Origin of the sequence: Campylobacter armoricus, assembly GCF_013372105.1 — a bacterium.
In the GTDB taxonomy this organism is placed as follows: Bacteria; Campylobacterota; Campylobacteria; order Campylobacterales; family Campylobacteraceae; genus Campylobacter_D; species Campylobacter_D armoricus.
Genome location: NZ_CP053825.1, coordinates 248,844 through 269,037 on the forward strand (window position 1 = coordinate 248,844; position 20,194 = coordinate 269,037).

Genomic DNA, 20,194 nt, shown 5'->3' on the forward strand with positions numbered 1-20,194 from the left:
GAATTTAGATGAGTCAAATAGATGCGATTAAAATAGCCAAAGAAGTTTTTGAAATAGAATCTAAAACTATTTTGGATTTGTGTGATAGCCTCAATGAAAATTTTAGCAATGCAGTTGAGTTGATTTTATCTATCAAAGGTAGATGTGTAGTAAGTGGTATGGGTAAGTCAGGTCACATAGGAGCTAAGATAGCTGCAACTTTAGCTAGCACAGGCACTCCAAGTTTTTTTATGCATCCAGGTGAAGCTTTACATGGAGACCTTGGTATGCTTACGAGTGAAGATGTGCTTGTAGCTATTTCAAATTCAGGAGAAACTGAAGAGGTTTTAAAACTTATACCCGTAATAAAAAAAAGAAAAATTCCTTTAATTGTCATGGCAGGTAATGAAAAATCCACTTTGGCTAAACAAGCTGATGTTTTTATTAAAATATCAGTAAAAAAAGAAGCTTGTCCGCTTCAACTTGCTCCAACTTCCTCAACTACTGCTACATTGGCAATGGGTGATGCTATTGCAGTAGTTTTAATGAGAGCAAGGAAATTTAAACCAGATGATTTTGCTTTATTTCATCCAGGAGGAAGCTTAGGTAGAAAGCTTTTAACTAGAGTGAGTGATTTAATGGTATCTAGTAACTTACCTATAGTAAGTCTTGAGAGTGAATTTAATGAGCTAGTTGATGTGATGACTAGTGGTAAATTAGGACTTTGCATAGTACTTGAGGATGAAAAACTAGTTGGGATTATCACAGATGGAGACTTAAGAAGAGCTTTAAGAGCAGATGATAAGCCAAGATTTGATTTTAAAGCTAAAGAAATTATGAGCGAAAATCCAAAAACTATAGAAGCAAATGCTATGGCAAGTGAGGCAGAAGAGCTTATGTTAAAACATAAGATTAAAGAAATAGTTGTTACTCAAGATGAAAAAATAGTAGGCATCATACAGCTTTATGCGATAGGAAATATGTGAAACTTTCTATTGTTATACCTTTTGGTTTAAGTCAGGAAAGGATTTATATAAAAGATCGTGTTATCCAAAAAGCATGTGAATTTAAAAGTGATAATAGGATTGAATATATTTTTGTTGAAGGATATTCTTCTTTAAAAAATAATTTAAAATGTGTTATTGAAGAAAAAGGACATATTTATCTTAAAGATGAAAGTCAAAAAGAATTTTTCTCACAAGGCAAATGTCGCAATCTAGGTGCATCATTTGCAAACTCTGATGTAGTGATGTTTTTAGATGTGGATTATTATTTATCATGGAAATCCTTAGAATGTATTTTAGAACTTATTGATATAAAAGAAATAGCTTCAAAGCCAAATCATATTTTATCTTTACCGGTTATGTTTTTAAATAAAGAAGGTAGTGAATTTATTTATACTCAAGATAAAAAATTATGGGATGGTTTGATAAAAAACGATCTGATTAGTGGAAAAAAAGAATGGATTAAGTTTTTTGCTCCAAGTTCTACTTCTAGTGTAGTGGTTAATAAGCATAAATTTTTAACACTTGGTGGAAATGATGAGCGATTCGTAGGCCATGGATATGAAGATTTTGATCTTTTAGCAAGAATTTTATACTCTTGTGTTGATTTAGAGCAAATGCCAACTAATTTAAGCTACGATGCAAGAAATTGGAATTTCAAAAATTTTGAAGGTTTTAGAGCTTGGCTTGCTTTGCTTGGATATGAAGCAAGTTTTCATGGGGTGTATTTATATCATTTTTATCATGATGAACCAAATCAAAATGGCTATATGGATAATAAACACAAAAATCATCAAAGATTTTATAAACATATATCAAATATCAAAGTGCATTCTATAAGGCACTTATGTGATAAAAGTGTTTATCGACATAATGTTTTATTTATCCATGCTCAAGAATTATTATATTCTATAAAAGAAATATTGCCTTATGTAGGCAATATTATACATATTAAAGAAAATGATTTAACTTGTAAACATCAAAAGGAACTTGAAGATATAATTGTAGAAAATCAAATTTGTAAAGTTTTGTTGATAGATGAATATATCAAAAATAAACACTTGTTAGATTTTTTTAAAAAACTAGATTTAGAGATTATTTATTTTGAAAAAGGAATTTTACCTGAGTCATATTTGATAACCAGTGATAAAAATAAAATATTAGAATTTGATAAAATTTTACTACAGCAAGATCAAATAGCACAAGTAAGATTATATTTAAAAAACTTATCAAAAAAAGATAATGAAAAATTTTTAAATTTTATGATAGAAAAAAATATAGATAAAAATGATATGGAAGTTTTTGCAAATTTTTTAATTAATGATTTATATTGTTTTGGTAAAAAAGAACAAGGGATTATAAAATTTTATAAAATAAATTTAAAAAATAAAAAATGTTTTTTTAAAAATATTCAAAAAAGTAAATATAGTTTAAATTCTTTGGTTTATAAGCCTTTCATATATGAGATTTTATCATTTTCATTGATAAAAATGTTGAGTAAATATACAGGTTTGAAATTTATGCAAGCTAAAATTTCTCATACGAAATTTTATCGTTTATTTCAAAAGTTTTTCTATAGCACAAAACTAATTTTTAGTGATTCTAAATTTTTAAAGCAGTTTAAAAATGCAGACTAAAACCGTAGTAGGCGTAGTAATCCCCATATACAATGTAGAAAAATATCTAAAAGAATGTTTAGATAGTGTAATCAATCAAACTTATACTAATTTAGAAATCATACTAGTAAATGATGGCAGTACAGATGAAAACTCACTCAATATTGCAAAAGAATATACTCTAAAAGATAAAAGAATAACTCTTTTTGATAAAAAAAATGGTGGACAAAGTACAGCTAGAAATACAGGTATAGAATATTTTAGCGGAGAATATAAACTCAAAAATAAAACTAAAAATTTAAAAAAAAATTCTTTAATAGAATTTAACATAGAAGGTAATAATCCTTATGAAATATATACTGTATATAAAAGCTATAAAGCTTTTAATGACGAACAAGATTTAACTAACTTTACTTATCCTATTATAGATTATATTATTTTTTTAGATTCTGATGATTATTGGGAATTAAACTGCATAGAAGAATGTGTGCCTAGAATGGATGGGGTAGATGTGGTGTGGTTTGATTATAAGGTCTTGTATGATAAAGTTAAAAGAAAACACATTAGTCAAATGACTTATTTTGATTACAAAAGTGAAATGATTATCACACCTAAAGAGTGGCTAGAGAAAGCTAGAGAAAGAAAACTTTTTTATTTTTGGTTTGCTTGGCAAGGTATGATAAATTTTAATTTTTTAAAAAATATAAAATTAAAATTTATTGATGGAATTTTTGCAGAAGATTGTCATTTTGGAGTGATGCTATTTGCTTTAAGTAAAAATATTAATATATTACCAAAACAAATATATATTTATCGCTTAAGAGAACTAAGCTCTATGAATTTTACCAATAAAAAATGGATAATACGTCCAGATTCACATCTAAAAAAAATAGATGTTTTTGAGAATTCAAATACGACTAGATTGTATTATGAAAGTGCAAGTTGGATGCAAATTGCATTAGAATTTATAAAATTTATTGATTCTAATCATTGTTTGAGCGAAGATATAAAAGTATATTTTTTACCAGTGGTATGTAATAAAGCTTTGACTTTACAAAGGTTTGATAAAGACCCGTTGTGTTTAAAAAAATATGCTAAAGATTTAAAAATATATATACAAAATCAACCTTTAGGTGCAGTTGCTAGAGTGAAAGAATATCTTTCATATAAACTTACAAAAGAACTCTCTAAAAAGAAAGGGATAAAGAAATTAATGTTGCCTTTTAGTATTGTTAGAATATCTTTACGACACCAAAAAGAAGTTAGAATGTACAAAAAAAGTATTAAAAGAAATGTTTTAAATAAAAGATTGCCACTAGAATTTTATAAAGACTATCAAAAAGCTTTATGTTTAAAAAATCAAAAGCTAATCAAAGTATTGTATAATACAAAAAATATCTACTTAAGGTTGATTCATGATTTTTAATTCTAGAAAGTTAAAAAAGTTTAAAGCTAACCCAAGATTGTTTTTCAAAGATGCTATAAAAAAAAAGATTTTTTACTTAGGTAGTATGTATAAAAAATATCTTCCTAAAAAATATAAAGCTTTTGCTCGATATACTATAGTTTCAGCTGTGTATAATGTAGAAAAGTATTTAGATGATTTTTTTAATTCTATTATAAATCAAAGACTTGATTTTAAAGCAAATATTTTTATGATATTAGTAGATGATGGCTCCACTGATAACTCCGCCAATATCATTAAGAAATACCAAAAAAAATACCCAAAAAATATTGTTTATATTTATAAAGAAAATGGCGGGCAGGCTAGTGCTAGAAATTTGGGTTTAAAATATATGCAAGAAAATGAATATAAAACTCCTTGGGTTACTTTTACTGATCCAGATGATTTTTTAGATATAAATTATTTTTATTCAATTGACTCAGCTTTGCAAAACTATCAAGATAGTAAGATAAGCTTTGTTGCCAGTCAATTAATATTTTATTACGAAAAGATTAAAGTTTTTAATAATGATAATGTTTTAAAATTTCTTTTTGGGAAAAATGATATAAAATTGGTAAATAATAGCAGTTTGGAGTGTATCCAATTAAGTGCTCCCTCGACTTTTATAAATTATGATTTGTTGGTTGATAAAAATATAGTATTTGATGAAAGTATAAAACTATGTTCTGAAGATGCTAATTTTATTGCACGCATTATGATAAATAGTTTAAATTACCAGTCTTTATATGTGGATAATGCTTTGTATTTTTACCGCAGAAGATCTGATGGAAGTTCTACTATGGGAAATCAAGATGCAATTTTAAATAATAAAAATTTTTATATTAATACAGTTGAGAGAGCTTATGTTGGTATTCTAAATGAAACACTTCGAATTAATACTTTTGTTCCTTTAAGTATTCAACGATGGTTTTTATGTTTGTATATACTTCAATTTATTCATTTGCGAAAGGCTATTAATAAATCTAAAATATTACACATATTGTCAAAATCAGAAGTTTATTATTTCTTTCAAATGTGGGAGCAAATTTTTTATTATATACAAGATGAGATCATTTTACTAGAAAATGATATTGTTTTGTTTGATGTTTTTGAAAAGATTCTAACTTTTTTGTTATTTAAACCAAAAAGTAAATATCATCAATATGTTTTTGTTGATAAAAAAAATGATAAAATACAAATTTTATACCTATCATTAAATCAATGTAAAGTGAAGATTTGTGTAGATGATGAAGTAATTTATTTAAATGCTCAGCAAGAGTTGTTTTTAGATAAAAAAATATTTAAATATCATTATGAAATTCAATTAGAAGATATAAGAAATAAAATTTATATAAAAATAAATGATGAGTATGCAGATATATTATATGAAAAACAGATATTAAAGTTTGTAAATTTTAATAAAATTAATGTAGCAAAAGCAGCAATTGTTTCGGCAAAACCAGATGGATTTGGCATGAGATTAAGCTCTATGCTAGTAGGATTGTATTTATCTAAAAAATTGTCTTTTAATTTTTATTTTTTATGGCCAAAGACAACAGATTTGGAACAATATAATATTAGAAATCATGGTGTGTCGTTACCTGATGTTTCTACTGTTTTTAAATTCAATTTTATAGATAAGTATTTATTAGACAACGGTAAAATTAAAGAGAATTATGGTACAGAAATTTGGTCAAAAAAACGTACTGTAGAAGAATTAAAAAATATTAATTTACAAGAACAATGGGGGTGGTTTTCTACAGAACAAAATCCTAGCGAATGGATTTATAATATTGATAAAGAAAAATGTCTTCAGGAATTAAGTTTTATCTATAAAAATATTCCTTTTTCTTATCGTTTTAGAGAATTGATGTTTTTGGCTGATGAGTATTTGGGTAAAATTGGAAAAGATTTTATTGCCATACATATTAGAAGTGGTGATGTTGTATTCTCGGATACTAAAAATTTAATATTTCATCCAATGATGGAAGAGAGATATTTTCCTTATGAGATAGCAATTGAATTAATAAAAAATATAGGTTTAAATCAGAATGTTGTCATCTTTGGTCAGGATCAGCAGTCAAATAGAAAGTTGATAGATTTTTTTAAAAAATATCATAAGAATGAATTTAATATTTTTGTTGTCGAAAAAAATGAGAAATGTCATGATGATAATGAGCAGATGTTCTTTGAAGTTAATCTTTTGTCTAAGGCAAAAGCTGTATATTCATCTAAAGAAAGTGCATTTTCTAGACTTGCAATGTATATAGCAGGTAAAAATATTTTGATTTCGTATCATAGTATTTTAGATCAAAAAATTCAGATTAATGCAATTAAAAAATATGGTAATTTGCTGAAGCTGGATAATATACAACGAAGTATGTCTTATTTTTTTATTGCACTACACTATTATAATTTAAAAGAATTTTTAAAATCTTTAGATTATACAAGACAAGCTATTAATTTTGATGTAGAGAATTATGGTTATATTTTATTTTTAATATACAGTTGTTTATTAACAAATAATTTACAGGAGGCAGAGCAGGTCATTTGTTGTAATATGGATAATTTTAGTGTATTTAAAAAAATTTTATTTTACCTGTGTCATTGGTCTAATTTACGAATTAGAGAAAAAATTATAGAACTAAATTTTGATAATACTTTCTATGGCTTAAATTTTTTGAAAATGGTTGTTTTATTTGAAAAAGGTGATCCTATGGCCTCTAAGTTTCTTGATAAAATGTTAAAAAGAAATAAAGATAAAGACTTTTGGGAGAGATTTTATTTGATTTGTTTTTTATGTCCTGATGTAAAATTAAAACTACATTTATCCTATAGGCTAGGTTATATTTTAATTCATTCGGGAATTAAAATATTTAATCCTTTTTATTTAATAGATTCTTTTAGAAATGAATTAGTGTGCTATAGAATTAGAATAAATAAAACAAAAGAAATACTAGACAAAACTATGATTTTTAATGATGAATCGAATGTTTTAAAAATAAAAAATCATCTTTCTTATAAGTTAGGAGCACTGTTGATACAGACCCATAAGAGTCGTTTTAAGATTGGTTATTGTATTTTATTATTTCGAATTGTAAAGTTATTTTGTAAGCATTACTACAAAAGGAAATAAGATGAAAAAAAATATTATATTGCTTGGAGGAAGTAGCTTTTTAATCCAAAATGGATTTTCATCTGTTTTTAACATAGATGAAATTAGTTTTGCTAATTTATCTCTTGGAGGTACAACATCAATCCAATTGTTATATGAGTTAAAAAAAGAAAAAAATCGTAAATTATTTGAGAATGCTGATTTAATTATTTTAAATTCCAATGTAAATGAAATTCAAAGTTGTGCAAATGAGTACGAGAGGTTACCATTAGAATTGATTTATCGAGATATGGAATTTTTATTTTTAGAATTAAATAAATTAAATAAAAGAACTCTTGTGCTTATTACTCCATTTTTCTTTTACTGCGATATAGTCAATAAGGTAAATAGTATTGTTAAATATTTGACTAAAAAATACTCATTTAATTTAATAGATATGCAAAAATATTATGAAAAATATAATCTTGAAGATATTGCAAAGGCTTGGGATGGCAGTCATCAATTTGGTTTTATTATGAGAGAGTTAGCTACTAATATTTTAGGACAAATCGAAAATTTTAAAAAAACTATTTGCTTAAGTAATTATCCAAAACTTGAATTTAAAATTTATTGTTTTAGTGAGCATAGAAAACATACAATTCAAAATTCTTTTATGAGTGAACAATATTTACGAATAAAAAATGGAAATAGAATAAAATTTGATAAAAAATATTATGGCTATAAAATTCTCGCAATTCATACTTGGAATAACACAGATAATACAAATATGAATAAAATTATGAAGAAAGATTGGAATACATTAGTACACACTATATCCCCTTTTGTATTGGAAAATAGAAAGATACGAATAAGCAAACCAACTAATTTTATGAATATGATTGTTTCTATTCAGAAAGAAATTTATGTGGATGATTTTACTTTTATTTTTAACTCTGAAGAAAATAATTTTAGTGAATTTTATCATAATGCTAGAACTTGGGAACCATTTAATACTGCAAATCATCTAGATTTAGTTTCGGTGCTCCTTTTAAATGGAGAGTTGATTCAAGATGATTTGGATAAAGTATTTGCAAGCGATAATACACTTTCATCTTGTTATGATTTTGAGTACTTAATACCGCCTATTGAAAAATATAAAGAAATTATTAATGAATATTGTCTTATAGCAAATTCTAGAACATTAAAACAAGATAATCAAGCGAGTTTTCTAAAAGATGTTTTAATTAAAATAGAAGAAAAACTATCTTTCCAAACCAAATATGGCACAGCTAAAACAAGAATTCAAAACCAACTTTCATATAAACTAGGCCAATCTATGATAGCAAATTCTAAATCTTTTTTAGGCTACTTAATAATGCCTATAGCATTATTAAGTATAATAATTTCATTCAAACAAGAACAAAAAATATACCAAGAAAAAATAAAAGAAGACTTTTCTTTAAAATTACCTCCTTTGGAAAACTATCCTGATTATAAAGAAGCTTTAAAAGAAAAAGAATGCTTAACATATAAACTAGGTCAAGCTCTTATACAAGCTAATAAAAATTGGTATGGGGGGGGGTATATCAAATTGCTGTTTGAAATTAGAAAGTTGAAGAAGAGAAAATGAAATATATCAAGGATGAGAATAATAATATTATATATTACTATTTAGAGAAAAGTTTAAATAGTATTACTATTGATTTTAATGCTTTTTGTAATAATATTATTTTTATTGCTGGTAATATTAAAAATATAAAAGTTAATTTTTATGGCTCAAATTCAGTAATATTTTTAGGTGAAAATTGCCAATGTTTCCATATAGAAGTTGCTTCTGATTCTTTGTGTTATATAGGAGATAATACAACATCTGGTGGGGCAAATTTAGTTGCAATTGAAAATCAAAACATTTTAATAGGGAACGACTGTTTGTTTTCTTGGGAAATTTTATTAACAACTAGTGATTATCATGGTATATATGATATTCGTAGTAAAAATAGAGTTTCTTTTGGAGGTGGAATTTATATAGGAGATCATGTCTGGTGTGGTAGGAGAGTATCTATTTTAAAAAAATCTAGAATTTATTCTGGTTCTATAATAGGTTTTAATTCAATATTATGTTCTAAAAAAGTGTTTTCTAATAATATTTTTGCAGGAATTCCAGCAAAGAAAATTAAAGAAAGTATTTTTTGGATTAAAGATAATATTGATAGGCTAGATAAAAAAAACACATTGAAATACAATTATTATTTTAAGGATGATTATATTTTTCAGGAAGATATTAATGAGTATATTGATTTTGACTTTATAGATAAAGAAATAAAATCTTTAACATCATCACAAGACAAATTGCATTTTGTATATGATGTTATTTATAAGAATAATTTTAAAAATAGATTTGTGAATTTTGGAAATATAGGTATGAAAAAAATAAATAGGATCTATTATTTTTCTAAAGAAGTTCAAACCATTATTTCTTTCCAAACCAAATATGGCACAGCTAAAACAAGAATTCAAAACCAACTTTCATATAAACTAGGCCAATCTATGATAGCAAATTCTAAATCTTTTTTAGGCTACTTAATAATGCCTATAGCATTATTAAGTATAATAATTTCATTCAAACAAGAACAAAAAATATACCAAGAAAAAATAAAAGAAGACTTTTCTTTAAAATTACCTCCTTTGGAAAACTATCCTGATTATAAAGAAGCTTTAAAAGAAAAAGAATGCTTAACATATAAACTAGGTCAAGCTCTTATACAAGCTAATAAAAATTGGTATGGGGGGGGGTATATCAAATTGCTGTTTGAAATTAGAAAGTTGAAGAAAGAATTTAAGAATAGAAAAATTTGATATAATCTTTTAAATTAGGTCAAGTTCTTATGTAAATTAATAAAACTTAGTATAAGGGTGAATATGTTAAGATATTGCTAGGAATTAGGGAATTGAAAGGAAAAATTATGGCGATAGAGTTTAATATAAAAGAATCAAAAAAAATAAAAGGTATTTACATTATTACTCCAAATAAATTTAGGGATTTAAGAGGTGAAATTTGGACAGCTTTTACTGAAGAAATATTAGGGGATATTATCCCAAAAGGTTTGAAATTTAAACATGATAAATTTATAAATTCGCATTTTAATGTATTACGAGGTATTCATGGTGATATTAAAACTTGGAAGCTTGTTACTTGTGTTTATGGAGAAGTACATCAGGTTGTAGTTGATTGTAGAAAAGATTCACCTACATACTTAAAATGGGAAAAATTTATTATTAATCGAGATAATCAACAATTAATTTTACTACCGCCAAATATGGGAAATTCGCATTATGTTAGTTCCAAAGATGCTGTTTATTATTATAAACTTGCGTATGAGGGTGAGTATTTGGATGCACCGGATCAATTTACTTATGCTTGGGATGATGAAAGAATAGGCGTTGATTGGCCGACTAATTCACCAATTCTCTCAGAAAGAGATATTTTAGCTACAAAAAAGGAAAATAAATGAATAAAGATTCTAAGATTTATATTGCAGGACATACAGGGTTAGTTGGATCGGCATTATTAAAAGAACTGACAAAACAAGGATATTATAATATATTAACTAGAACACACAAAGAATTAGATTTATTAAATCAACATGATGTTGATGGTTTCTTTAGAGAAGAAAAGCCAGATTTTGTATTCTTTGCTGCTGCAAAGATGGGTGGAATGATGGAACAGATTCAAAGAAGAGCAGATTTTTTATATTTAAATTTGATGATGCAAACAAATATTATACAAAGCTCCTATATGCATAATGTCAAAAAAATGCTTTATCTTGGAAGTATTTGTGTTTATCCTGAAAAAGCATCTTTGCCTATTCATGAAGATAGTATGTTGACAGGAGAATTGCAATATATTAATGAGCCTTATGCTTTAGCTAAAATTACTGGTTCTAAGATGTGTGAATTTTATAATCAACAATATGGTACAAATTTTATAAGTTTAATGTTGACATCTATATATGGTCCTAATGATAATTTTAATCTTGAAACAGCACATGTTTTTCCAGCTATTTTTAGAAAGATTTATTTAGGAAAGTTATTGAAAGAAAAACAATATGATTCTTTGTTGAATGAGCTTCAAGTTGAGCAATTAGAATATGCTAAGGAGTATTTGTCTAAAATGGGAATTTCTGAGGAGTTTGTGATATTGTTTGGTACTGGTAATCCAAAACGAGAATTTATTTATATAGATGATGTTGTTTCGGCTGCTATTTTTTCTATGTATAATATTAATTATAAAGACATTAAAAAAGATAAAAATGTACATATTAATATTGGAACAGGAGTTGAATTTTCTATTAAAGAAGTTGCTTTTGAAATTGCTAAAGTTATGGGATACAATGGAGATATTTTATTTGATTCTTCAAAGCCAGATGGTACTATGAGAAAAATTATAGATTGTTCTAAAATTCATTCTTTGGGGTGGAAGCATAAAATCGAACTCAATGAAGGAATAAAAATGATGTATGATTGGTATTTAAATAGTCGTAATAAAGAAGTAAAAACTCACATACGGGGGGGGTATAGAATAATTTGCATTTATTCTCCTTATAGTGACACCTATAAGGAGGTAGCATGACAAAAAACTCCAAAATATATATAGCTGGACATAATGGTTTAACCGGATCAGCTATTTTAAAAAAATTACAACAACAAGGTTATAAAAATTTTATTTTAAAATCTCACAAAGAACTAGATTTAACAAATCAACAAACTGTGAAATATTTTTTTGAAAAAGAAAAACCAGAATATGTTTTTTTATGTGCTGCAAAAGTAGGTGGGATATTAGCTAATAATACTTATAGAGCAGATTTTATATATCAAAACTTGCAAATTCAAAACAATGTTATTCACAGTGCTTATTTAAATAATGTAAAAAAACTTCTATTTTTAGGAACAGCTTGTATATATCCCAAAAACTGTTCTCAGCCTATGAAAGAAGAGTATCTTTTGACAAGTATTTTGGAATATACAAACGAACCTTATGCTATATCTAAAATAGCAGGTCTTAAAATGTGTGAGTCTTATAATTTACAATATAACACAAACTTTATTTCTGTTATGCCTTGTTCTTTGTATGGTTTAAATGATAATTTTAATTTAGAAAAATCACATGTATTACCAGCATTGATTAGAAAATTCCATTTGGCTAAGTTACTTAACGAAAAAAAATATGATCTTGTATTAAAAGATGTACAGATGGATGATATTATTCAAGCTAAAGAGTATCTTCAAAAATTTGGTATTAGTGAGGATGAAGTTGAAATTTGGGGAACTGGAAATGCAAGAAGAGAATTTTTACATGCCGATGATATGGCAGATGCTTGTATTTATGTGATGGAAAATATCAACTTTAATGACTTATATAATTCTCAATATAGCGAAATAAGAAATACGCATATCAATATAGGCTCTGGTAAAGATGTGGCAATAAAAGATTTGGTTTCTTTAATAAATAGAATTATTGATTTTAAGGGAAATATATTTTATAATAGTATAAAACCAGAAGGGACTTTTCAAAAACTTAGTAGTTGTGATAAAATCTATTCTCTGGGTTGGAAACATAAAATCGAACTTGAAGAGGGTGTTAGAATGATGTATGATTGGTATTTAAAGCAAAAATATATAAGGAATTAAGATAAAAATGTTATTATTTTCATAAAAAAAGGTTTATTATGAAAAAAAAAAAACATTAATTACAGGTTTTACTGGACAAGTTGGCTCACAAATGGCGGATTTTCTATTAGAAAATACTGATTATGAAGTTATTGGCATGATGCGTTGGCAAGAACCTATGGATAACATTTATCATTTAAGTGATAGGATTAATAAAAAAGATAGAATTAATATTTTCTATGCTGATTTGAATGATTATTCAAGTATTCAAAAGCTTTTTGAGAGCAAACGACCGGATGTGATCTTTCATTTAGCCGCACAATCTTACCCAAAAACTTCTTTTGATATACCTATAGAAACTTTACAAACTAATATCATAGGTACAGCAAATATTTTAGAAAATATTAGATTATTAAAAGCCAAAGATGGTTATGACCCTGTAGTGCATATATGCTCTTCTAGCGAAGTTTATGGTAGAGCAAAGGCTGGTATTAAGCTAAATGAAGATACAACTTTTCATGGTGCAAGTCCTTATAGTATAAGCAAAATAGGAACTGATTATTTGGGAAGATTTTATGGTGAGGCTTATGGCATAAAAACTTATGTCACTAGGATGGGGACTCATAGTGGTCCAAGACGCTCTGATGTGTTCTTTGAAAGCACTGTTGCAAAGCAAATCGCGTTGATTGAAGCAGGTTATCAAGAACCTATTATTAAAGTAGGAAATTTATCAAGTGTGAGAACTTTTCAAGATGCAAGAGATGCTATAAGGGCTTATTATTTGCTTTCATTAGAAAGTGAAAAGGGCAAAGTTCCTTATGGTGAAGCTTTCAATATAGCAGGTGAAGAAGCTTTTAAACTTCCTGAAGTTATCGACATACTTTTGAGTTTTTCTACAAGAAAAGATATCAAAGTAGAACAAGATGAAGAAAGATTGCGTCCTATTGATGCAGACTACCAAATGTTTGATAATACTAAAATCAAAAGTTATATCAATTGGAAGCCAGAAATTCCAGCTAGGCAGATGTTTGAAGATTTATTAAATCATTGGAGAAAAGAAATCTCTATGGGTAGAATCCCACTAAATAGGTAGTAATCATGATAATTCGTTCTCAAACTCCTTTGCGTTTAGGTTTAGCCGGTGGAGGCACTGATATAAATTTATATTGTGATCAATATACAGGTTATGTTTTAAATGCAACGATATCTTTATATGTGCATTGTACTTTGACAGAAAGAGATGATGAAAAAATTATCTTTGACTCATCAGATACTAATGCAAAAGTAGAGTATAAGAGTAAAGATTTTTTAGAAAATGATGGCAAGCTAGATCTTTATAAAGCAATTTATAATCGCTTAGTAAAAGATTACATTAAAAAACCTTTAAGTTTTTCTTTGCATACTTACTCAGATGTGCCAAGTGGTAGTGGGCTTGGTGGTAGTTCTACTTTGGTAGTGGGTATCATTAAAGTATTTGTTGAGTGGTTAAATTTGCCATTAGGTGAGTATGAGATTGCGCGTTTGGCTTATGAAATTGAGCGAGAAGATATGGCTATAGTAGGTGGAGCACAAGATCAATATGCTGCCACCTTTGGTGGTTTTAACTTTATGGAATTTTATGATCAAAAAAGAGTGATAGTTAATCCCTTGCGTATAAAAAATTGGATAGCAAGCGAACTTGAAGCTAGAGTTTTGTTATATTTTACAAATATTACCAGAGAAGCTAAAGACATAGAAGAGCATAAAAAAGGGAAACTAGGAGATGAAAACTCCCTTAATGCTATGCATGCGATAAAACAAGATGCCTTAGATATGAAAGAAGCATTATTTAGAGCTGATTTTGATAAAATAGCTCAAATTTTAGGAAAATCATGGCAGTCAAAAAAGATTATCTCTGATATAGTAAGCAATGATGAGCTTGAAAGAATTTACCATTTAGCTATAGAAAATGGTGCTTATAGTGGCAAAACAAGTGGAGCTGGTGCCGGAGGATTTATGTTTTTTATGGTTGATCCTATAAAAAAATATAAACTTAAAAAAATTCTAAACGAACAACAAGGATATGTGCAAGAGTTCTATTTCACTAAAGAAGGAGCAAAGTCATGGAAAATTTAAATTTATATATAAAATCTCATTTTAGTGATTCAATCGATATTAAAACTAAGATTTTAAACGATGATAATATAGTTGATCTAATTAAAGAAGTTTCTTTAAAAGTAATTAGTGCTTATAAAAATGGCAATAAAACTTTACTAGCAGGTAATGGAGGAAGCGCAGCTGATGCACAGCATATAGCAGGGGAATTTGTGAGTAGATTTTACTTTGATAGGCCTGGTATTGCAAGTATTGCCTTAAGTACTGATACGAGTATTTTAACAGCCATTGGCAATGACTATGGTTACGAAAATTTATTTGCTAGACAAGTGCAAGCTCAAGGTGTGAGTGGAGATGTATTTATAGGAATTTCTACAAGTGGAAATAGTAAAAATATTTTAAAAGCTTTGGAAATTTGCAAAGAAAAAGGAATTTTAAGTATAGGTTTAACCGGAGCTAGTGGTGGAGCTATGAATGAACTTTGTGATTATTGTATCAAAGTACCATCATCTTGTACGCCAAGAATCCAAGAAGCACATATTTTGATAGGACATATCATCTGTGCTATAGTAGAAGAAGAGCTTTTTGGCAAGGGGTTTGATTGCAAGCTATAGTTTTAGCAGGGGGGCTTGGCACAAGATTAAAAAGTGTGGTACAAGATCTCCCAAAGCCTATGGCGCCCATTAATGGAAAACCATTTTTAGTTTTTGTTTTGGAATATTTAAAAAAACAAGGAATCACTGAAATTGTTTTAAGTGTTTCGTATAAATATGAACTTATCCAAGAATACTTTAAAGAAAAATTTGAAGGTATGAAAATACACTATAATATTGAAAAAGAGCTTTTAGGTACAGGTGGAGCTATAAAAGATGCCTTGAAATTGATACAAAATCAAGCTTATGTTTTAAATGGAGATACTATATTTGATATTGATCTAAAAAAGCTTGTTTTAAATGATAGTAAAATTTGTATCGCACTCAAACAAATGCAAAATTTTGACCGATATGGCACTGTAAATGTTGATGATCAAGGTATTGTAACATCTTTTGAAGAAAAGGTGTTTAAAAAGCAAGGTCTAATCAATGGTGGTATATACTTGCTAAAAAAAGATATTTTTGATGAATTTGATTTAGAGAAAAAATTTTCTTTTGAAGAATTTTTGCAGATAAATTATAAGATATTGAAAATACAAACCCAAGTTTTTGATGATTATTTTATTGATATTGGAATACCGCAAGATTATCTTTTATTATGTGATAAAAAATGACCTATTTAGAATATTTAGAATCGCAGTCCATTTACATCATCCGTGAAGTTATAGCTGAGTTTGAAAAACCAGCTATGCTTTATAGTATAGGTAAAGATAGCTCGGTTATGCTTCATCTTTTGCAAAAAGCATTTTACCCAAGTTTACCTCCATTTCCTTTAGTACATGTAGATACTACATGGAAATTTAAAGAGATGATAGAATTTAGAGATAAAAGAGTCAAAGAGCTTGGTATGGAACTTATTATCTATCAAAATCCTAAAATCAAAGAATTAAATCTTTCTCCATTTGTGCATGGCTCATCTATGCATACAGATATTGCCAAAACGCAAGGTTTAAAACAAATGCTTGATCTGTATCAATTTGATGCAGTATTTGGTGGTGCAAGAAGAGATGAAGAAAAATCGCGTGCAAAGGAAAGAATTTATTCTTTCCGTGATGAAAACCACTCATGGGATCCAAAAAATCAACGCCCAGAATTATGGGATATCTACAATGGTCGTCATAAAAAAGGTGAATCCATAAGAGTTTTCCCGCTTAGTAATTGGACTGAGCTTGATATATGGCAGTATATTTACAAAGAAAATATTCCCTTACCAAGTCTTTATTTTGCTAAAAAGCGACCGATAGTAGAATATATGGGGGCTAAAATTTTAGTTGATGATGAGCGCATGCCAAAAGAACTTGCCAAAAATGCCAAAGAAGAATTGGTTCGTTTTAGAACTTTAGGTTGCTACCCGCTAACAGGAGCTATAAATTCAAGTGCTAGCAATGTTTTAGAAATTATCGAAGAGCTTTTGTTTTCTAAAACAAGTGAAAGACAAGGTAGGCTTATAGACACTGATGAAGAAGCAAGTATGGAAAAAAAGAAAAAAGAGGGATATTTTTAATGAAAACAAATGTAGAAAAATACCTAAAAGAACATGAAAATAAAGAGCTTTGTAGATTTATCACTTGTGGTAGTGTAGATGATGGCAAATCTACCCTTATAGGTAGAATGCTTTATGATGCAAAAATGCTTTTTGAAGATCAAATTTTATCTTTAGAAAAAGATAGTAAAAAGCTTAGTAATGCAGGAGAAAAGCTTGATTTTGCGCTTTTAGTGGATGGCCTTGCAAGCGAGAGAGAGCAAGGTATAACTATAGATGTAGCATATAGATTTTTCACAAGCGAAAAAAGAAAATTCATTATAGCAGATACCCCAGGCCATGAGCAATACACTAGAAATATGGCAACAGGTGCTAGTACAGCTGATGTAGCTATCATACTTATAGATGCTAGAAAAGGAGTTTTAACTCAAACTAAAAGGCATTCTTATATAGCGAGTTTGCTTGGTATAAAACAATTTATTATTGCTGTTAATAAAATGGATTTGATTGATTATAATCAAGAAATTTTTAATACAATCTGCAAAAATTATCAAGAAATTTTACCATGCTTAAAAAATTATGAGTGTATTAAAACCCATTTTGTTCCTATATGTGCATTAGATGGAGACAACATAGCTTTTAAAAGTATTAATATGCCTTGGTATGATGGAAAAACTTTATCTGAGCTTTTAGATACTTTGCCTATTGCTACTAGCTTGAGTGATGAGTTTATCATGAATGTGCAATATGTCAATCGTCCTCATTTAAATTTTAGAGGTTTTTGTGGAAATATTGCTAGTGGTAGTATAAATACTAAAGATGAAGTTGTAATTTTACCTTCTTTAAAAACAAGCAAAGTAAAACAAATTATCACACCTGATATTAAAAACCTAAATGTGCCTGATAAAAATGAAAAAGTTCAAAGTGCTAAAAACGCTAGCCTTCCAAGTGCTATAACTTTAACTTTAGAAGATGAGATAGACATTTCAAGAGGTGATGTAGTAGCTTCTAAAAATCATAGTATAGAAATTTCAAATTCTTTTAAAGCTATGGTGATATGGATGAGTGAGGTTAAATTTAATTTAAATGAAAACTATCTTATCAAAATAGCAAATTTAACTACTAATGTAGTATTTGAAAAAATTGATTTTAAAAAAGACATTAATACTTTCAAAGAATTTCAAAGTGATGAATTAAAACTCAATGATATTGTTAAATGTACCTTAAAGCTTAATAAAAAAATAGCCCTTAAAGCTTATAAGGACAATAAAGCCTTAGGAGGCTTTATCATCATAGATAAATACTCTAATGAAACTTTGGCAGCGGGTATGGTAGAAGAAATTTTAGCAAGCGAAGAAAAGAGTAGAATTTATACTCAAGCAGAAATAGAACTTAATGCTTACATTAGAAAAAACTATCCTGAGTGGGAATGTAAAAAAATATGAAAATCATTGTCACATTAAGTATTTTATTTTTGCTTATTTTGCTAATTAGTAATAAAATTAAACCTTTTGTTTTATTTGGTAGTGTAGCTGTGCTTTACTATCTTTTGGGGTATTTAAATTTAAATATTTGGCTTAGCTCTTATACGAGCGAATCTTTAATAGTGCTTATTTTGCTTTTGTTGGTTTCGCTAGCTATAGAAAAAAGCGTTGTGATAAGTTGGTGTTCTAAATTCATCATAGGTAAAAATTATCATCTATCGCTTTTAAAACTTGGAGTTGTTACAGCTAGTATTTCAGCTTTTTTAAATAATACTGCAGTAGTGGCAAGTTTTATGAGTATTATAAAAAATAACAAATTTCAAGCTCCTTCTAAACTACTCATTCCGCTTTCATATTTTTCCATAGTTGGTGGAACGATGACTTTGATAGGTACTTCAACTAATTTGATAGTCAATTCTTTTGTAGTGCAAAATGGCTTGGAAAGCTTAAAGATTTTTGATTTTTTTGCGGTGGGTTTTTGTATAAGTATTGGTGTGCTTATAGTGCTTTTGATTTTTAACTTTTTATTGCCTGAGTATAAAGAAAGAGAAAATGTCATTAATGAGTATTTAATCGATGTTAAAGTGTTGAAAAATAGCCCATTAGTGGGAAAAACTATACAAGAAAATGGCTTAAGAAATTTAGAGTTTTTGTTTTTACTTGAAATTCAAAGAAAAGATGGGCTTGTCACTCCTGTTAGTCATAATGAGCTTATAAAAGAAGATGATGTATTAGTTTTTAGTGGAGATATTACACATTTAGAGACTTTGAAAAAATTTGATGGCTTACAAATTGGCTCACAAGATTTAAAATTAGAAACATTAAATTTAGTAGATGTTGTTATAAATTCTGAGTCAAATTTGATAGGAAAAAGTGTTAAAGAAGCAAACTTTAGAGCTAAATTTGATGCTGGGATTGTAGCTCTAAAAAGGGGCTCAAAAAATATTTCAAAAATTGGCCAAAGTTTATTGCGAGCTGGAGATAGGCTTGTTTTAAGTGTAGGTAAGGATTTTCACTCAAGAGATAATATCAATAAAAACTTTTACATTATCTCAAATATCATGCAAAATCAAAAGTTAAGCAATACTCAAAGTTTTATAGTTATTTTTGCGTTTTTAGCCATCATTGCTTTATCGGCTTTGGAGTTAGTGTCTTTGCTTAAAGCACTGTTAGTGTTTCTAGCTTGCTTGTTTATATTTAAAATTATAAGTTTTGATGAAGTAAAAAGACGCTTTCCTTTGGAAATTTTTATTATAGTAGGATCTTCTTTGGCTATTACTAAAGTTTTAGTTGATAGTGGTTTAGCTAGAGATTTGGCTGAATTTATTATAGGAACTTTTGGGGTGTATGGATTATATGGTAGTTTTGTAGGGATTTATCTTCTAACTTTGCTTTTAACTGAAATCATTACTAATAATGCTGCTGCAGCTTTAGCTTTTCCTATCGCTTATAGCACTGCTTTAGCACTTGAAGTTAATCCAACTCCGTTTATATTAGCAGTTGCTTATGGAGCAAGTTGTGCGTTTTTAATGCCACATGGTTATCAAACTCACTTGATGGTAGGTTCAATTTGTGGGTATAAAACTACTGATTTTATAAAAATAGGATGGATAGTTTCCTTGACTTATTCAGCTATTGTTTTAACTATAATTCCAGTATTTTTCAGTTTTTAAGGA

The 20,194-nt window shown here is 27.7% G+C and carries 15 protein-coding genes and 1 pseudogene; all 16 read left to right on the plus strand.

Annotated features, from left to right (window positions below; genetic code table 11):
* Positions 1-8: 8 nt before the first annotated feature.
* The 16 genes and pseudogenes from CARM_RS01370 to CARM_RS01445 all read left to right on the plus strand — a co-directional run bounded on the left by CARM_RS01370 (position 9) and on the right by CARM_RS01445 (position 20,191).
* Positions 9-965 (plus strand): KpsF/GutQ family sugar-phosphate isomerase, encoded by a 957-nt coding sequence (locus CARM_RS01370; RefSeq protein WP_412842180.1) that lies wholly within the window; start codon positions 9-11, stop codon positions 963-965.
* Positions 962-2,620: a galactosyltransferase-related protein gene (locus CARM_RS01375; protein WP_139424403.1), complete on the plus strand. Its 1,659-nt coding sequence runs from the start codon at positions 962-964 to the stop codon at positions 2,618-2,620. The genes CARM_RS01370 and CARM_RS01375 overlap by 4 nt, the downstream gene beginning before the upstream one ends.
* Positions 2,610-4,025, plus strand: a complete 1,416-nt coding sequence (locus CARM_RS01380) for a glycosyltransferase family 2 protein (protein ID WP_139424405.1) — start codon at positions 2,610-2,612, stop codon at positions 4,023-4,025. Before CARM_RS01375 ends, CARM_RS01380 begins: the two co-directional genes overlap by 11 nt.
* Positions 4,015-7,179: a glycosyltransferase gene (locus CARM_RS01385; protein ID WP_139424406.1), complete on the plus strand. Its 3,165-nt coding sequence runs from the start codon at positions 4,015-4,017 to the stop codon at positions 7,177-7,179. Before CARM_RS01380 ends, CARM_RS01385 begins: the two co-directional genes overlap by 11 nt.
* A gap of 1 nt (position 7,180) precedes the next feature.
* Positions 7,181-8,767: an SGNH/GDSL hydrolase family protein gene (locus CARM_RS08400; RefSeq protein WP_236103543.1), complete on the plus strand. Its 1,587-nt coding sequence runs from the start codon at positions 7,181-7,183 to the stop codon at positions 8,765-8,767.
* A gap of 866 nt (positions 8,768-9,633) precedes the next feature.
* Positions 9,634-9,993 (plus strand): annotated as a pseudogene (locus tag CARM_RS08405) (alpha-2,3-sialyltransferase); the annotation flags it as partial.
* Between the two features lie 107 nt (positions 9,994-10,100).
* On the plus strand, positions 10,101-10,649 hold the full coding sequence (locus tag CARM_RS01400) for a dTDP-4-dehydrorhamnose 3,5-epimerase family protein (protein WP_139424409.1): 549 nt from the start codon (positions 10,101-10,103) through the stop codon (positions 10,647-10,649).
* A complete protein-coding gene (locus tag CARM_RS01405; protein ID WP_176300983.1) occupies positions 10,646-11,767 on the plus strand; it encodes a GDP-L-fucose synthase family protein in 1,122 nt (373 codons plus the stop codon). The genes CARM_RS01400 and CARM_RS01405 overlap by 4 nt, the downstream gene beginning before the upstream one ends.
* Complete coding sequence (locus CARM_RS01410; protein ID WP_139424413.1) at positions 11,764-12,825, plus strand: GDP-L-fucose synthase family protein; 1,062 nt, start codon at positions 11,764-11,766, stop codon at positions 12,823-12,825. Before CARM_RS01405 ends, CARM_RS01410 begins: the two co-directional genes overlap by 4 nt.
* Positions 12,826-12,883: 58 nt before the next feature.
* Entirely contained in the window at positions 12,884-13,897 is a 1,014-nt protein-coding gene (locus tag CARM_RS01415; protein WP_139424415.1) for a GDP-mannose 4,6-dehydratase, read from the plus strand.
* Positions 13,898-13,899: 2 nt separating this feature from the next.
* Complete coding sequence (gene hddA, locus CARM_RS01420; RefSeq protein WP_139424417.1) at positions 13,900-14,919, plus strand: D-glycero-D-manno-heptose 7-phosphate kinase; 1,020 nt, start codon at positions 13,900-13,902, stop codon at positions 14,917-14,919.
* Entirely contained in the window at positions 14,907-15,512 is a 606-nt protein-coding gene (gmhA2, locus tag CARM_RS01425; protein ID WP_139424419.1) for a D-sedoheptulose 7-phosphate isomerase, read from the plus strand. The genes hddA and gmhA2 overlap by 13 nt, the downstream gene beginning before the upstream one ends.
* Positions 15,500-16,165, plus strand: a complete 666-nt coding sequence (gene hddC / locus CARM_RS01430; RefSeq protein WP_139424421.1) for a D-glycero-D-manno-heptose 1-phosphate guanosyltransferase — start codon at positions 15,500-15,502, stop codon at positions 16,163-16,165. The genes gmhA2 and hddC overlap by 13 nt, the downstream gene beginning before the upstream one ends.
* Positions 16,162-17,055 (plus strand): sulfate adenylyltransferase subunit CysD, encoded by an 894-nt coding sequence (gene cysD / locus CARM_RS01435; protein ID WP_139424423.1) that lies wholly within the window; start codon positions 16,162-16,164, stop codon positions 17,053-17,055. Before hddC ends, cysD begins: the two co-directional genes overlap by 4 nt.
* Positions 17,055-18,479, plus strand: coding sequence for a sulfate adenylyltransferase subunit CysN (cysN, locus tag CARM_RS01440; protein ID WP_139424425.1), 1,425 nt, complete (start codon positions 17,055-17,057; stop codon positions 18,477-18,479). Before cysD ends, cysN begins: the two co-directional genes overlap by 1 nt.
* Positions 18,476-20,191: an SLC13 family permease gene (locus tag CARM_RS01445; RefSeq protein ID WP_139424427.1), complete on the plus strand. Its 1,716-nt coding sequence runs from the start codon at positions 18,476-18,478 to the stop codon at positions 20,189-20,191. The genes cysN and CARM_RS01445 overlap by 4 nt, the downstream gene beginning before the upstream one ends.
* Positions 20,192-20,194 lie beyond the last annotated feature (3 nt).

Coding starts and splice junctions, on each gene's coding strand:
- CARM_RS01370 (WP_412842180.1), top strand. CDS start 9: ATGAGTCAAATAGATGCGATTAAAATAGCCAAAGAAGTTTTTGAAATA.
- CARM_RS01380 (WP_139424405.1), top strand. CDS start 2,610: ATGCAGACTAAAACCGTAGTAGGCGTAGTAATCCCCATATACAATGTA.
- CARM_RS01385 (WP_139424406.1), top strand. CDS start 4,015: ATGATTTTTAATTCTAGAAAGTTAAAAAAGTTTAAAGCTAACCCAAGA.
- CARM_RS08400 (WP_236103543.1), top strand. CDS start 7,181: ATGAAAAAAAATATTATATTGCTTGGAGGAAGTAGCTTTTTAATCCAA.
- CARM_RS01400 (WP_139424409.1), top strand. CDS start 10,101: ATGGCGATAGAGTTTAATATAAAAGAATCAAAAAAAATAAAAGGTATT.
- CARM_RS01405 (WP_176300983.1), top strand. CDS start 10,646: ATGAATAAAGATTCTAAGATTTATATTGCAGGACATACAGGGTTAGTT.
- CARM_RS01410 (WP_139424413.1), top strand. CDS start 11,764: ATGACAAAAAACTCCAAAATATATATAGCTGGACATAATGGTTTAACC.
- gmhA2 (WP_139424419.1), top strand. CDS start 14,907: ATGGAAAATTTAAATTTATATATAAAATCTCATTTTAGTGATTCAATC.
- cysD (WP_139424423.1), top strand. CDS start 16,162: ATGACCTATTTAGAATATTTAGAATCGCAGTCCATTTACATCATCCGT.
- cysN (WP_139424425.1), top strand. CDS start 17,055: ATGAAAACAAATGTAGAAAAATACCTAAAAGAACATGAAAATAAAGAG.
- CARM_RS01445 (WP_139424427.1), top strand. CDS start 18,476: ATGAAAATCATTGTCACATTAAGTATTTTATTTTTGCTTATTTTGCTA.